Raw genomic sequence first — 13,823 nt, 5'->3', positions numbered from 1 at the left:
CGGATCGCAGAGCCTGGGAGTTCTCACCCATCTGTTACGGCAGCGCCAACTGCCAAGATAACCGGCTGCGTTGCCACGACGCCAATGCGGCCGCGCTCTGGCTCCATTTCTGAGGTAACCGCGGTCGGTTCAACCGGCAGCAATGATTTTGTGGCCACGGGCGCAGGTAAGCATGGAGGTCAGCAATTGCTGCAGAGCAACAGCGATTGGCACTTGCAATGTTTATAAAATCATCTATCACTAAACATATTGCTAAACATGAGAGTTGAGGAGTTCATGTAGGCATTCTCGCAAATGGGTGAACTTGCGCGGTCGGCGGGGAGCCGGCCTTTGGTTCTGGGAGGAACTTATGCAAAAGAAATCGAAAGCCCTTCTCGGGCTGGCCTCGGCGTTCATCATCTCGTCGGCGCTGCCCAATCTTGCCAAAGCCGACCAATTGACGCTCTGCTGGGCCGCATGGGATCCGGCAAACGCACTGGTCGAACTCTCCAAGGATTTCACCGCCAAGACCGGCACTGAAATGAAGTTCGAGTTCGTACCGTGGACGAGCTATGCAGACCGCTTCCTCAATGAACTGAACTCCCATGGCAAGCTCTGCGACCTGATCATCGGCGACAGCCAGTGGATCGGTGGCTCGGCTGAAAACGGCCACTACGTCAAGCTCAACGACTTCTTCGACAAGGAAGGCATCAAGATGGATGACTTCGTGCCGGCGACGGTCGTCGGCTATTCGGAATGGCCGAAGAATACGCCGAACTATTGGGCGCTGCCCGCCATGGGCGATGTGGTCGGCTGGACCTACCGCAAGGACTGGTTCGAGCGGCCGGAACTGCAGAAGGAATTCAAGGCAAAGTATGGTCACGATCTTGCGGCGCCGAAGACCTACGACGAGCTGAAGCAGATCGCCGAGTTCTTCCAGAAGCGCGAGATCGATGGCAAGACCGTCTACGGCGCCTCGATCTATACGGAGCGCGGCTCCGAAGGCATCACGATGGGCGTGACCAACGTCCTCTATGACTGGGGCTTCCAGTACGACAACCCAGACAAGCCCTACGAGATGGAAGGCTTCGTCAATTCGCCCGATGCGGTCAAGGGACTGGAGTTCTACAAGGCGCTCTATGACTGCTGCACACCGCCCGGCAGCTCCAACGTCTACATGGTTGAATCCGCCGACGCCTTCAAGTCCGGCCAGGTGGCCATGCAGATGAACTTCGCCTTCACATGGCCGGGTCTCTACAAGGATGAGAAAGTCGGTGGCGACAAGATCGGCTTCTTCCCCAACCCGGCGGAAAAGAAACATTTCGCCCAGCTTGGCGGACAGGGTATCTCGGTCGTCTCATACTCCGACAAGAAGGACGCGGCGCTGCAGTACATCAAGTGGTTCGCCCAGCCTGAAGTGCAGGCCAAGTGGTGGCAGCTCGGCGGCTACTCGTGCCTGAAGTCAGTTGTGAACGCCCCGGACTTTGCGTCCAGCCAGCCTTATGCCCAGGCATTCCTGGACTCGATGGCGATCGTCAAGGATTTCTGGGCAGAGCCAAGCTACGCAACCCTCCTGCAGGACATGCAGAAGCGCGTTCATAACTATGTCGTGGCCGGCAACGGCACGGCTCAGGAAGCGCTCGATGGCCTCGTGAAAGACTGGACCGAAGTCTTCAAGGACGACGGCAAGATCTAGTGTCCGGCTGGACGCAAAACATTCTTGCCAGAATGGCGGCCCGGATTGCCAAGACTGCCGGGCCGCCACGTGTCTCACATACGCAAAGACCAGGTGATACCTTGAACATTTCATCCTCCTCCATGGTCGAAAAGGCAGCTGACGCGACTGCGAGGGCGACGCCCACATCGGTCGCACGCCGTGTCCGGGGACTTTCCGACCGAGCGATTGCCTGGCTGTTCATTGCACCGGCCATCATCCTGCTTCTCGCCATCAACATCTTCCCGCTCATCTGGGCGATCTATCTGTCGTTCACGAACTATCGTGCCAACCGCCCGAATGCGCCTGTTCTGAACGTCGGATTTAGCAACTACCAGCGGGTCCTGAACGACCCCGATATCTGGCAGGCCATGCAGACGACGGCGCATTTCGTGTTTTGGACGATCCTGCTGCAGACGGTTATCGGCTTTACGCTCGCCTATCTGATCGACCGCAAGTTTCGTGGCCACGCCTTCTGGACGACGCTCATCCTGATACCGATGATGCTGTCTCCGGCTGTCGTCGGAAATTTCTGGCGCTTTCTCTACGAGCCCCAGATTGGTCTTTTCGCCTACGCGGTTTCGCTCATCACCGGCATTCCGACCGCCGACATCCAGATGCTCGGCAGCGTCACGCTGGCGCCTTGGGCCATCATCATTGTCGATACCTGGATGTGGACGCCGTATGTCATGCTGATCTGCCTCGCTGGCCTGCGCTCCATCCCGGACTACATCTATGAGGCAGCCGAGGTCGACCGCGCCTCCCCCTGGCGGCAATTCTGGTCGATCACCGTGCCGATGGCCCTGCCTTTCATCATGCTCGCCGTACTGTTCCGCGGCATCGAGAACTTCAAGATGTTCGACATGGTTACACTGCTGACGGGGGGCGGCCCGGGTTCGACCACCGAAGTGGCCTCGATCACCTTGAAGCGCACGGCCTTCGAGAGCTGGGCGACAGGGCGGGCCTCTGCCTTCGCCATCATCCTCTTCGTTGCCGTGTTCGGCCTCGCCAACATCTACGTCAAGGCACTCAACAAGGTGAAGCAACGATGAGCTCCGTCACCTCAGCCCATTCCGTCGTCGAACCGAGCCGGGCCAACAAGAGGATCGCCGGCACCATCGTGATCCTTTATGCCCTGATCACCATGATCCCGCTCGTCTGGATCTTCCTGACCAGCATCAAGTCTCCGCCGGACTCCATCAGCTATCCTCCGAAGATCATCTTCACACCGACGCTGGAAGGCTACTGCAACCTCCTGACAACAAGGACGCGGCAGACGCCGGAATACATCGCCTCCCTTCCCGCGCCGACCGGCACCTGCGACGAGGTCACCCGCAAGCGCAACATGGTGATCGCCGGTCCCTCCAATTTCCTTCCGCGCTTTGCCAACTCGCTGGTGATTGCCTTCGGCTCGACATTCCTGGCCGTCTCATTGGGAACGCTGGCCGCCTATGGCTTCTCGCGTTTCAGGGTCCCCCTTGCCGACGACCTGTTGTTCTTCATCCTGTCGACACGCATGATGCCGCCGATCGCCGTCGCCATCCCAATTTATCTCATGTACCGTGAGCTTGGTCTTTCCGACACGTCGCTGGGCATGATCCTGCTTTACACCGCGGTCAACGTCTCTCTTGCAGTCTGGCTCCTGAAGGGCTTCATCGACGAGATCCCACGGGAGTACGAGGAGGCAGCGATGATCGACGGCTACACGCGGCTGCAGGCTTTCTGGAAAGTCGTCCTGCCGCAAGCAACGACCGGTATTGCCGCCACCGCGATCTTCTGTCTGATCTTTGCCTGGAACGAGTATGCCTTTGCGGCACTGCTGACATCGGGCGAAGCGCAGACGGCACCGCCCTTCATACCGACCATTATCGGCGAAGGCGGTCAGGACTGGCCGGCAGTCGCGGCGGGAACAACGATCTTCCTGATCCCGATCCTCGTCTTCACCATTCTCCTGCGCAAGCAGCTCTTGCGTGGCATCACCTTCGGAGCGGTCCGCAAATGACCCACCTCATAGAAACACCGCGCCGCCCATCCCGCCCGAAGCGCCCGTTCCTTCTGCGTCGCGGCCCAATGGAGAATATCGCAACCGCGTTGATTGCCATCGGCTTTCTCATGCTCTTCCAGCCATTCCTGTTGGTGCTCTACACCTACTCGCTGGTGACGCTGCTTGCGGGCACGGCCATGTTCATCATCGTCTCGAAGTTTCCGGAGTGAGCCATGGCGGACATCAGAATAGAAAATCTCCGCAAGCAGTTCGGCAGCTTCGTCGCTGTGCAGGATTCAAGCTTCACCATCCATGACGGCGAATTCCTGGCACTGCTCGGACCATCCGGCTGCGGCAAGACGACGACGCTGCGCATGATCGCCGGTCTGGAACTGCCGACCAGCGGCAAGATCTATCTTGACGGCGAAGACGTCACCTTCAACCGCGCCAGCGCGCGCGACATCGCCTTCGTCTTCCAGCTCTTTGCGCTCTATCCGCATATGAACGTGCGCAAGAACATCGGCTTTCCGCTGCTGTCGCAAGGCATGCCGAAGGCCGAGATCCGCCAGCGCGTCGAGGAAACCGCCCGGCTGCTGCAGATCGATCATATCCTTGACCGATCGGTCTCCGGACTTGCCGGCGGTGACCGGCAGCGTGTGGCGCTCGGTCGCGCCATCGTGCGGCGTCCCAAATGCTTCCTGATGGACGAACCGCTGGGGACGCTCGACGCGGAATTTCGCGAGGTCATGGTTCACGAACTTCGTGAACTGCACAACCGCATTCAAGCGACGACTGTGTACGTCACCCATGACCAGCATGAGGCGATGGCGATGGCCGACAAGATTGCCGTCATGAACCATGGGGTGATCGAGCAATTCGGTACGCCCCAGGAAATCTACAGCAAGCCCGCCACCATGTATGTCGCCGATTTCATCGGCTCGCCGTCGATGAATTTCATGCGCTTCACCTCGGGTCTGCAGACCGGCGCTCGGTCCGTCTCGCTTGATGGGGTCGATGTCGCCATTCCCGAGGTGCACCAGGACCTGGCCGAGGCCGAATTGGCACTCGGGGTTAGGCCTGAGCATATTCGCCTGAGCGATACGTCGCCCTTGAGGGGAGCGGTCTACGGCAGCGAATATCTCGGGACCAATCAGGTCGTGACGATCGAGACGTCGAGCGGCGTCATCAAGGCGCGAGTTCCGGCAAACCGCAACTTCCGGATCGGCGAGACGGTCGGTCTTGACTTCAATTCGGCCAAGCTCGCGCTGTTTGACTGCCAGTCGGGCCGCGCCATTGCTTCGGCACTCTACTCGGAGGCCGAGCATGTCTGATATCGTTCTCAAGGGCCTCGACAAGCGCTTCGGCGATACGCAGGCTCTGTCTGATCTCAACCTTTCCATCCGCGATGGCGAGTTCGTCGTCCTGCTTGGGCCGACCGGTGCCGGCAAGACGACGACGCTGCGCCTCATTGCCGGCCTGGAACGGCCCGATAGCGGTCGCATCGAGATCAATGGTCGCAACGTCTCGGGCGAAGCGCCCGCCGAGCGCGACGTTGCCTTCGTCTTCCAGCAATATTCGCTCTATCCGCACATGACGGTTTACGACAACCTCGCCTTCCCGCTGCGAGCGCCTGTGCGCAAGCTAGGGGCTGAAGAGATCGACCGTCGCGTGCGCGAAATTGCGCGTATGGTCCGGATCGACCACAAGCTTGAGAACCGTTCGACGCGTCTGTCGGGCGGCGAAATGCAGCGTGTCGCGATCGGCCGGGCGTTGGTACGAAGGCCCGCCATCTACCTGATGGACGAACCCCTCTCGTCGCTCGATGCGAAGCTGCGTGCCGAACTGCGCCTGGAACTCAAACGGATCCAGAAGGAACTCGGTTCTACCTTGCTTTACGTGACCCACGACCAGGTCGAAGCCATGACGATGGCGGATCGGATCGGCATTGTTGCTGGAGGCAGGCTGTTGCAGGTCGGAACGCCGCGTGAAATCTACGGCAATCCCACCAGCCTCGATGTCGCTGCCCGGCTTGGCCAACCGCATATCAACCTGCTGCCTGCCGATCTCCTGCCAGGCGCCAATCCGCCGCCAGGTACCAGGACGATCGGTGCGCGAACCGAGCATCTCGATATCATGGTCGAAACGAATGCCAACGCCGAAATCGACTGGATCGAGCACCTTGGCGACCAGAACCACCTTCACATCCGGGTTCGCGACCACAAGCTCGTCACACTTGCCGATCCATATCTCGCAATCCGGCCGGGTGATCGAATCAGCCTCACGTTACGCGATCCGCTCTATTTCGACGCCAGCGGCCAGCGTCTGGGCTAGAATTGAACGATACAAAACACACTGCATAGAAGACGGGTCTCTCTCCATGAAACATTTCTTCAATCGCCGGGAAACCATTGTTACCGAAGCCCTCGATGGTCTGCTCCTGACAAGCAGTGCCGGTCGGCTTGCCCGTCTCGATAGCTTCCCCGACATCAAGGTGATCCTGCGCGCGGATTGGGATAAATCGAACGTCGCGATCATCTCCGGCGGCGGCGCGGGTCACGAGCCCTCGCATGCCGGCTTCGTCGGCAAGGGCATGCTGACAGCGGCTGTATCGGGCGAGATCTTTGCTTCGCCGAGCGTCGATGCCGTGCTGACGGCCATCCGTGCGGTAACGGGCCCCAAGGGCGCCCTGCTGATCGTCAAGAACTATACGGGCGACCGGCTCAACTTTGGCCTCGCTGCCGAAAAGGCCCGTGCCGAAGGCTTCGATGTCGAGATGGTGATCGTTGCCGACGATATTGCCATCCCCGGAATCAACCAGCCCCGCGGCGTTGCCGGTACCTTGTTTGTGCATAAGATCGCCGGCTACCACGCCGAAGCAGGAGCCGGCCTGAAGACGGTCGCCGCACAAGCGGCTGCCGCAGCCCGAGATATCGTTTCACTCGGCATGTCGTTTTCGACCTGCAGCGTTCCCGGTCAGGCACATGAGGATCGGCTCGGCGCCAATGAAGGGGAGCTTGGCCTCGGCATCCATGGCGAGCCCGGTGTCGAGCGGATCGCCTTGCAACCGGTTGTCGACCTTGTCGCGACGATGACCGAGCGACTGGCCGCAAGACTGGATGGTGCGCACGACCACGCACTGTTGATCAACAACCTTGGCGCCGTGCCGCCGCTTGAGATGGGCGTCATTGCCAATGCCGTGTTGTCCTCGCCGGTCACCGGCCGTGTGCGCCTGATCGTCGGACCGGCACCGATGATGACCGCGCTCAACATGAACGGTTTTTCGCTTTCGCTCATTCGGCTGGACGCTGCTCGCGAAGCCGCGCTGAAGGCCGCAGTCGGGCCGCATGCCTGGCCACCCGTCGCCGAACGGCACGAGATCGCCATCGTTCCCGCCCCGGATAAGATATCTGGCCGGGACGAAGTGGCCCCGGCCAGCGATGACAGCAGGAGCCGTCTGCTCTTGACGGCGATTTGCGAACACCTGATTTCGCTCGAGAGCGAGTTGAACCGCCTCGATGGCCGCGTCGGTGATGGCGATACCGGGTCCACCGTGGCAGCAGGGGCGCGTAGCGTTCTTTCCCGCATCGACACGCTGCCGCTGAAGGATGCTGGCGCCACCATGGCCTCGATCGGTGAGATCCTGAGCACGAGCATGGGCGGCTCCAGTGGTGTACTGCTCTCGATCTTTTTTACCGCCGCCTCCAAGGCCATGGCGGAAAAGGCTGATATAGCCGCTGCCCTGCTTGCCGGGCTCGATCGGATGACGTTCTATGGAGGCGCCGGCATCGGCGATCGTACCATGGTCGACGCGCTGGCGCCGGCACTCGCGGCCCTGGCATCAGGTGATGTCGCGGCCGCGGCGAAGGCTGCGGCTACCGGTGCTCAATCGACAAAGGCGATGCTTAAGGCGAAGGCCGGCCGCGCCTCCTATGTCGGTGAGAAGGATCTGGAGGGAGTGCCGGATCCGGGGGCTGTCGCTACGGCGGGCGTGTTCGAAGTCGTTGCAGCGCTGGCATGAATTGGCGATTGGAGGATATCGGATGCAGTCAGAACCGGTTCTTCTGACGGGACTGATCGAGACTTGCCGGGCAACGATTGCGGCAAACAGCGAACATCTCTGCGCGCTTGATCGGGCGATTGGGGACGGTGACCACGGAACGAATATGCGCCGTGGCTGCGACGCAGTCAGCGCCGAGGAAGCCTCTGTTGCAACTCTTCCCTTGCCCGACGCGCTTGAAAAGATCGGACTGACGCTCGTTATGAACATCGGTGGAGCGGCCGGCCCTCTCTATGGCACACTGCTCATGGAGATGGGTCGCGAGCTCCGTGCATTGCACCAGAACCAAGATTTTCCAGCGGTACTGATGCAAGCAATTGATGCGGTCGCCCGTCGTGGCCGCTCGCATGCCGGGGACAAAACCCTTCTCGATGTTCTCTATCCGGTTCAGGACGCACTTGCGCATCGTTCGTCTTTGACGGACATCGCACGTCAAGCCGAGGTTGCTGCCGAGCGGACGTCTGCGATGAGGGCGATGCGCGGACGGGCTTCCTATCTCGGGGACCGGTCAATCGGCCATGTCGATCCGGGCGCTTCAAGCTGTGCGCTTCTGACAACCGCGATCTGCCGCTATCTCGAGGAGCACCGCAGCGCATGAATGCGAAGACGCCAAACGTCGGAATTGTAATTGTCTCCCACTCGCCGCTGATTGCGCGTGGCACCGCCGATATGGTGCGGCAAATGGTGGGCGACAGCGTGCCGCTGGCCTGGTCCGGTGGCAACAGTCACGGCGAGTTGGGAACGGATGCCGGCGGAATTCTCAAAGCCATCGAAGAGGCCTGGTCGGACGCCGGCGTAGCCGTCTTCGTCGATCTGGGTGGAGCTGAAACCAATAGCGAAATGGCAATCGAAATGCTCGGCTCGCCCCGGTCCAAGCGGGTATCGATCTGCAACGCCCCTATCGTTGAAGGAGCCGTTATCGCCGCTGCCGAGGCCTCCGGTGGCGCATCACTGACCAAGGTGGTCGCAACGGCAGAGGAGCTCTCACCCTGATGAGCAGTGGATTGCGCATAGGAACCCATGAGGCCGGGCAGGTCCATGCCAGTTGCCAGACGGAGGTCGAGGTCAAGCATGGCGTCGGACTGCATGCCCGGCCTTCGGTGACGTTCACGCGCCTGGCAAAGTCGTTCCCCTGCTCCATCGAGGTCGCTGTCAATGGCAGCGACGTCTGGCTGAACGGCAAGAGCATCATCAAGATCATGGGCGCCAAGATCCGCAAGGGCTCGGTGCTTAAGATTCGCGCCGACGGAATCCTCGCCGAAGAAGCGATCCGGGCATTGAAGGGCCTCGTCGAGCGCAATTTCGATGAGGAAAAGAAGCATGGCCGCCCCGCTTAAATTGAAAGGCACGAGCGCGGCGCCAGGTGTTGCCAGCGGACCGGCCTTCGTCACCGAGCCAATGGCCCCTGCCCCGTCACCGCCATCAAGCATCTCCGGCCATGCCGAACTCGCCAGCGCGATCGACACCGCCATCCGCGAACTGCAGGACCTTGGCACCGGGGCAGACCCCGAGGGCGGCGACATCGTCGAGTTTCAGATTGAGGTGCTCCGCGATCCAACGCTGACCGAGATGGCCGGCGCGCGTATCGATGCGGGTGAAAATGTAGCTTTCGCCTGGATCGGAACGCTCGATGGATACATCCGGGAACTGGAATGCTCGGAAGAAGATCAACTAAGGGCGCGTGCCGTCGATATTCTGGACATCAAGAACCGCGTCCTCTCCGTACTCACTGGAACGCCGGTCGACGACTTTCCAGCCGGATCCATCTATGTCGGAAAGGACATGGAACCCAGCCGCTTCCTCGCCCATGACTGGTCGGCAGGCGGCGGTATCGTTCTTTTTGCAGGGAGTGCCGTCGGCCATGTGGCCCTGCTTGCCAAATCCCGGTCCGTCCCGATGGTGATTGGTACCGGCCGCTTCGCGACGGAGGGAGGGCAACACATGGGAGTCGACGGCGATTCAGGTGTTGTCATTTTGCAGGCAGCCAAGGACCATGCGACGTCGACGCAAGTCAGCCGTCCGCCAACAAGCACCGCACCGCCACTCGACAGCGGAATCCTGCATACCGCGGACGGAGCGCAGGTCCTCTTGTCGATCAATGTCAATGCTCCCGACGAAATCGATGCGATCCCGGTCGCGACAACCGCCGGAATAGGGTTGGTGCGCTCGGAGTTCGCGGTGACGTCGCTCGGTGATGCCGCAAACGAAGAAAAGCAATTTGAGATCTATCGCCGCCTCCTGAATTGGGCTGATGGCCGGTCCGTGACAATCCGTATGCTGGACATCGGCGGCGACAAGCCGCTCTCCGGCCTCACGGAAATGTCCTCTTTGCGCGGCATTCGTCTTCTTCTAGCCCGGCCCGAAATTGCGCGTGTGCAAGCTCGCTCGCTTTTGCGCGCGGCGGTCTTCGGCAATCTTCGCATCATGCTGCCAATGGTGACTTTTCCATCTGATGTCGACGATATCAGGCAGATCTATCGCGAAGAATCCAGCCTCCTCGCAAGCCGGGGTGTGCCGCACCGCATTCCCCCGATTGGCATGATGGTGGAGGTCCCGGCGGCGGCTCTCATGCTCGATCAATTCGAAAACGCAGACTTCTTTTCGTTTGGCACGAATGACCTTTCGCAATACCTCGTCGCTTCCGCACGCGAGCAGGCCGACTTTGCTCGATATCAAGCCCGCGCAGTGCCCGCAGTGCTGCGCCTGGTCGCACAGGCGGTCAAGCTTGCCGGCGGCAAACCAGTCAGCATTTGCGGAGACATGGCCGGCGATCCATCCCGTATCTCTGATCTTCTCGCCGTCGGTCTGCGGCATTTTTCCGTGGCGCCAGATCGGCTTCCCACGATAAGATCGGCCATAGTCGGCCTGAATGCCGATGGGACAAGGGCAGCCGGAGAATAGGGATGGCGCGCGAAGACACCGAAGACGCCACTATCGCCTATAAGAACATTCTGGCGCAGATCATCGAAAACCGGCCTTCGGGAACCCGTCAGCGGCTGGCGACGGAACTCGGCAAGCATCGAAGCTTCGTCACCCAGATAACCAGCCCCATTTATGCGACGCCTCTTCCGGCCCGTCATCTTGCGACGATCTTCCGGGTTTGCCATTTCAGCGCCGCCGAACAGGAACGCTTTCTCGACGCTTATCAGACCGCCCATCCCGGCAAACTGCCGGAATTTGGCGCCTCGGAAAAGTTGCGTCACCTTTCCATCATGGTGCCTGACTTCGGTGACGAACGACGCAACCGGCTGCTTGAAGAGGCCATCACCGACTTGGTGCAAAAGATCGCTGCAATTTCGGGATCGCCGGATTGAACGGACCATTGCGCGCGACGAGACGCTAGATGATCATCGCCTTGGGAGGGGCTTGATGAAGAAATTCATGAATACAGCGGAAACAATGGTCGCCGAAAGCCTCGACGGATTTGTGCGCGCCCATGAGGACTTCGTTGTGTTCGGCGCTGATCGCAGATTTGTCCGACGTCGTCACCTCGTTCCGGGCAAGGTGGCAATCATCTCCGGCGGTGGCGCGGGTCACGAACCAATGCATATTGGCTTCGTCGGCCGCGGCATGCTCGATGCGGCATGTGTCGGGCATATCTTCACCTCTCCTACTCCGGACCAGATCGTTGGCGCGATCGAGGAAACGGATACCGGGGCTGGCTGCCTGCTCGTGGTGAAAAACTACGACGGCGATGTCATGAATTTCGAAATGGCGGCAGAGATGGCATCGAGCCGCCACAAGATTGAAATGGTGATCGTGAGCGACGACGTCGAAACGGCGCGGACGCGGGACGGGCGCGGCCGACGCGGTGTTGCCGGTACCGTGATCGTTGAGAGACTTCTCGGCGCTGCAGCCGAAAAGGGAATGGCGCTCGCCGAACTGAAAGCCCTTGCCGGTGATCTTTCGCCCCGCATCAGATCGATGGGTGTCGCATTGACTGGCGTAACGGTTCCTCACACGCAGCGATCAACCTTTGCGCTCGGCCCGGGTGAGATAGAAATGGGCGTTGGCATTCACGGGGAACCAGGCCACGAGAGAGAGCCCTTTTCCAACGCAGATGCCATCATCACGCATCTGAGCGAAACAGTCTTCAACGAAGTCGCCCCGGTTGCGGATAAGGCATTGCTTTTCGTGAATGGACTTGGCGGCACGCCACCGGCCGAACTCTATCTCGCCTACAATACTGCCCACCGCTTCATGACGGATCATGACCTGAGGATCGTACGCTCGCTGGTCGGCACTTACGCCACCTCCCTCGACATGCAGGGCCTTTCCGTCACGCTCGCCATCCTCAGGGAGGACGAACTCCTCCTCTGGGATTCGCCCGTTGCGACGGCGGCATTGCGCTGGGGGTGCTAGGGCGGTCACCTATCGCAAGCGCGAACCGGCCCTGCGGCTACCCATGCAAACAATGGCATGCGGTGACAGGAGCGAGCTTGGGTCCCACCAAACGCGTCTAAATTTAGCGTCATCCAGAACCTCAGGACATCATCGTGAGACACGGAACCACAGAATTTTCCGGCGTTAGGTAGCAAAGACCACCAAAAGCAGCTTAGGCATCTGATTTACTACAGAAATTACCGACGTTATGGAGCAAGTGCCACATGCGCCAGGCGGCGCGTTGGAAGCGGCAATGCGCCCACGCTGTCGCCTCTACCGACGCGGTCTTACCAGTGTTTCTGGGGTTATCAGATGCAGCCGCTCGTCTTCTTCCGCCAAACTCTCGACATCGCTTGAAAAACCACTTCTACTGAAAAACAGGTAGTGCTTGCCCGTCGCTCCTTCCCCGTAAGTCGTTTTCTCGGATCGCTCACGCAACAATCGGACGTGGCCAAGGTCGATCACGCGCGATCGCCATTTGCATTCGCCATAGAAAAATGCACCATCCAACAATCGCCCCGCGACATCGATGTCGAAATCGGCGTGACCCCAAATCTGGCCAACCTCCTGCGTCGGAACCGCAAGGACCTCCTGCAGATGAAGCCTTGCAAATTGAAGGGTGATCGGTTCGAACGCAATTGCCATATATTCGGAGAACCGAGGCTCCACGACGCGGTCGTAAACCTCCTCGCCAAACCCGCTGCTGATCGCGCTCAGGCTTGGTCGCACGAAACGATGCCAGAACGACATCAGGCTGTCTGCAACGCGATAGCGGCGGTTTCGGCCCTTTTCGTCGGCATCCAGCGATTTCGAATTATCGATCAAATCAAGCGCGAGCAGTTTTGCCAGGTACGGTCCAATACCGTCTGCTTTGACACCCAGTCGGCTTGCGATCGCCGACTTAGTGTTGCAACCGTCAGATATAGCCGCAACCACGCTTGAGTAAAAGGACGGCTCTCTGAGTTCGGTCTGCAGCAGCGTGTTCGGTTCGTCGATCAGGGTGCCTGTCTCTGTGAGCAAGAGTTTGATGACGTTATTGCGGAGCGGTTCCTGAGCGTCGCAAAGCTGAAGATAGTAGGGAATGCCGCCGAAAATCGCATAGGTTCTGATAATGTCGTCGGCCGTGTACTCCGGGAAAAACTTGGCGACGTCGACAAGGGGCAAGGCCTTCATGTCGATCGACAGGGTTTTTCGCCCGTAAAGCGGGTTCCGTTCCGCCAACAGGTCTTCCATTTGAGAAATGGCAGAGCCGCAAAGGATCAGTTTCATCGCCCCATCTGCAAGTGCGCCGGAATCCCAGAATTTCTGCACGATCGATGGCAGTGCTGGCTCGTTATCAAGCAGATAGGGAAATTCGTCGATCGTGACGATCAATCCCGGATGCTCGCCGGCACGCTCGGCAACATAGTGCAGTACCCCCTCCCAGCTTGACAGGGCTTCGAGCTGCGGCTTTGATCCGATTGCCTTTCCGACATCGGATTTGAACTGTTCCAGGTTCAAAAGTGATGAGACGCGGGTCGCCTGAAAGTAGATTTCTGGGCGGTTCTTGGCGGCCTCCCGAAGGAACCGCGATTTGCCGATCCGCCGTCGGCCAAATACGATGATGAGGGAAGGTCGTTGCGAATCCAATTCGATCCGCACCAGCTTGAGTTCACGTTCGCGCCCGAGAAACTGCATATGCCTGCCTACGGTAATTATAATTACCG

14 protein-coding genes are annotated in these 13,823 nt (G+C 59.7%); 13 read left to right on the top strand and 1 reads right to left on the bottom strand.

Translation table 11 applies throughout. The annotated features are described in order from the left end of the window. Positions 1-349 precede the first annotated feature (349 nt). The 13 genes from C934_RS0105035 (at position 350) to C934_RS0104975 (ending at position 12,096) form a co-directional block, all read left to right on the top strand. Entirely contained in the window at positions 350-1,675 is a 1,326-nt protein-coding gene (locus tag C934_RS0105035; protein WP_018855614.1) for an ABC transporter substrate-binding protein, read from the top strand. A 101-nt stretch (positions 1,676-1,776) separates the two neighbouring features. Beyond that, positions 1,777-2,745: a carbohydrate ABC transporter permease gene (locus C934_RS0105030; RefSeq protein WP_026371562.1), complete on the top strand. Its 969-nt coding sequence runs from the start codon at positions 1,777-1,779 to the stop codon at positions 2,743-2,745. Further along, entirely contained in the window at positions 2,742-3,695 is a 954-nt protein-coding gene (locus C934_RS0105025) for a carbohydrate ABC transporter permease (protein ID WP_018855612.1), read from the top strand. The genes C934_RS0105030 and C934_RS0105025 overlap by 4 nt, the downstream gene beginning before the upstream one ends. Then, a complete protein-coding gene (locus C934_RS0105020) occupies positions 3,692-3,907 on the top strand; it encodes a hypothetical protein (RefSeq protein WP_018855611.1) in 216 nt (71 codons plus the stop codon). Before C934_RS0105025 ends, C934_RS0105020 begins: the two co-directional genes overlap by 4 nt. 3 nt (positions 3,908-3,910) lie before the next feature. Further along, complete coding sequence (locus C934_RS0105015) at positions 3,911-5,008, top strand: ABC transporter ATP-binding protein (protein WP_018855610.1); 1,098 nt, start codon at positions 3,911-3,913, stop codon at positions 5,006-5,008. Continuing rightward, positions 5,001-6,008, top strand: a complete 1,008-nt coding sequence (locus C934_RS0105010; protein WP_018855609.1) for an ABC transporter ATP-binding protein — start codon at positions 5,001-5,003, stop codon at positions 6,006-6,008. The genes C934_RS0105015 and C934_RS0105010 overlap by 8 nt, the downstream gene beginning before the upstream one ends. A gap of 46 nt (positions 6,009-6,054) precedes the next feature. Beyond that, the gene (locus C934_RS0105005) at positions 6,055-7,695 is read left to right on the top strand and encodes a dihydroxyacetone kinase subunit DhaK (RefSeq protein WP_018855608.1); all 1,641 of its coding nucleotides are present in this window, start codon (positions 6,055-6,057) and stop codon (positions 7,693-7,695) included. A 22-nt stretch (positions 7,696-7,717) separates the two neighbouring features. Then, entirely contained in the window at positions 7,718-8,332 is a 615-nt protein-coding gene (dhaL, locus tag C934_RS0105000; protein WP_018855607.1) for a dihydroxyacetone kinase subunit DhaL, read from the top strand. Next, positions 8,329-8,727, top strand: a complete 399-nt coding sequence (dhaM, locus tag C934_RS0104995; RefSeq protein WP_018855606.1) for a dihydroxyacetone kinase phosphoryl donor subunit DhaM — start codon at positions 8,329-8,331, stop codon at positions 8,725-8,727. Before dhaL ends, dhaM begins: the two co-directional genes overlap by 4 nt. Further along, positions 8,727-9,071, top strand: coding sequence for an HPr family phosphocarrier protein (locus C934_RS0104990; RefSeq protein ID WP_018855605.1), 345 nt, complete (start codon positions 8,727-8,729; stop codon positions 9,069-9,071). Before dhaM ends, C934_RS0104990 begins: the two co-directional genes overlap by 1 nt. After that, the gene (locus C934_RS0104985) at positions 9,055-10,635 is read left to right on the top strand and encodes a putative PEP-binding protein (protein WP_018855604.1); all 1,581 of its coding nucleotides are present in this window, start codon (positions 9,055-9,057) and stop codon (positions 10,633-10,635) included. The genes C934_RS0104990 and C934_RS0104985 overlap by 17 nt, the downstream gene beginning before the upstream one ends. 2 nt (positions 10,636-10,637) lie before the next feature. Beyond that, on the top strand, positions 10,638-11,048 hold the full coding sequence (locus C934_RS0104980; RefSeq protein WP_018855603.1) for a hypothetical protein: 411 nt from the start codon (positions 10,638-10,640) through the stop codon (positions 11,046-11,048). A gap of 55 nt (positions 11,049-11,103) precedes the next feature. After that, a complete protein-coding gene (locus C934_RS0104975; protein ID WP_018855602.1) occupies positions 11,104-12,096 on the top strand; it encodes a dihydroxyacetone kinase subunit DhaK in 993 nt (330 codons plus the stop codon). 294 nt (positions 12,097-12,390) lie between these two features. Here C934_RS0104975 and C934_RS0104970 read toward each other — a convergent pair whose 3' ends face one another. Beyond that, positions 12,391-13,794 carry an ATP-binding protein gene (locus tag C934_RS0104970; protein WP_018855601.1) on the bottom strand — a complete coding sequence of 468 codons (1,404 nt, stop codon included), beginning with the start codon at positions 13,792-13,794 and terminating at the stop codon, positions 12,391-12,393. Between the last annotated feature and the right edge of the window lie 29 nt (positions 13,795-13,823).

This window comes from Rhizobium sp. 42MFCr.1, from assembly GCF_000377185.1.
Lineage (GTDB): Bacteria > Pseudomonadota > Alphaproteobacteria > Rhizobiales > Rhizobiaceae > Rhizobium > Rhizobium altiplani.
The sequence above is the reverse complement of the archived record's forward strand: the minus strand, read 5'-3'. Positions and strand labels throughout refer to the sequence as shown.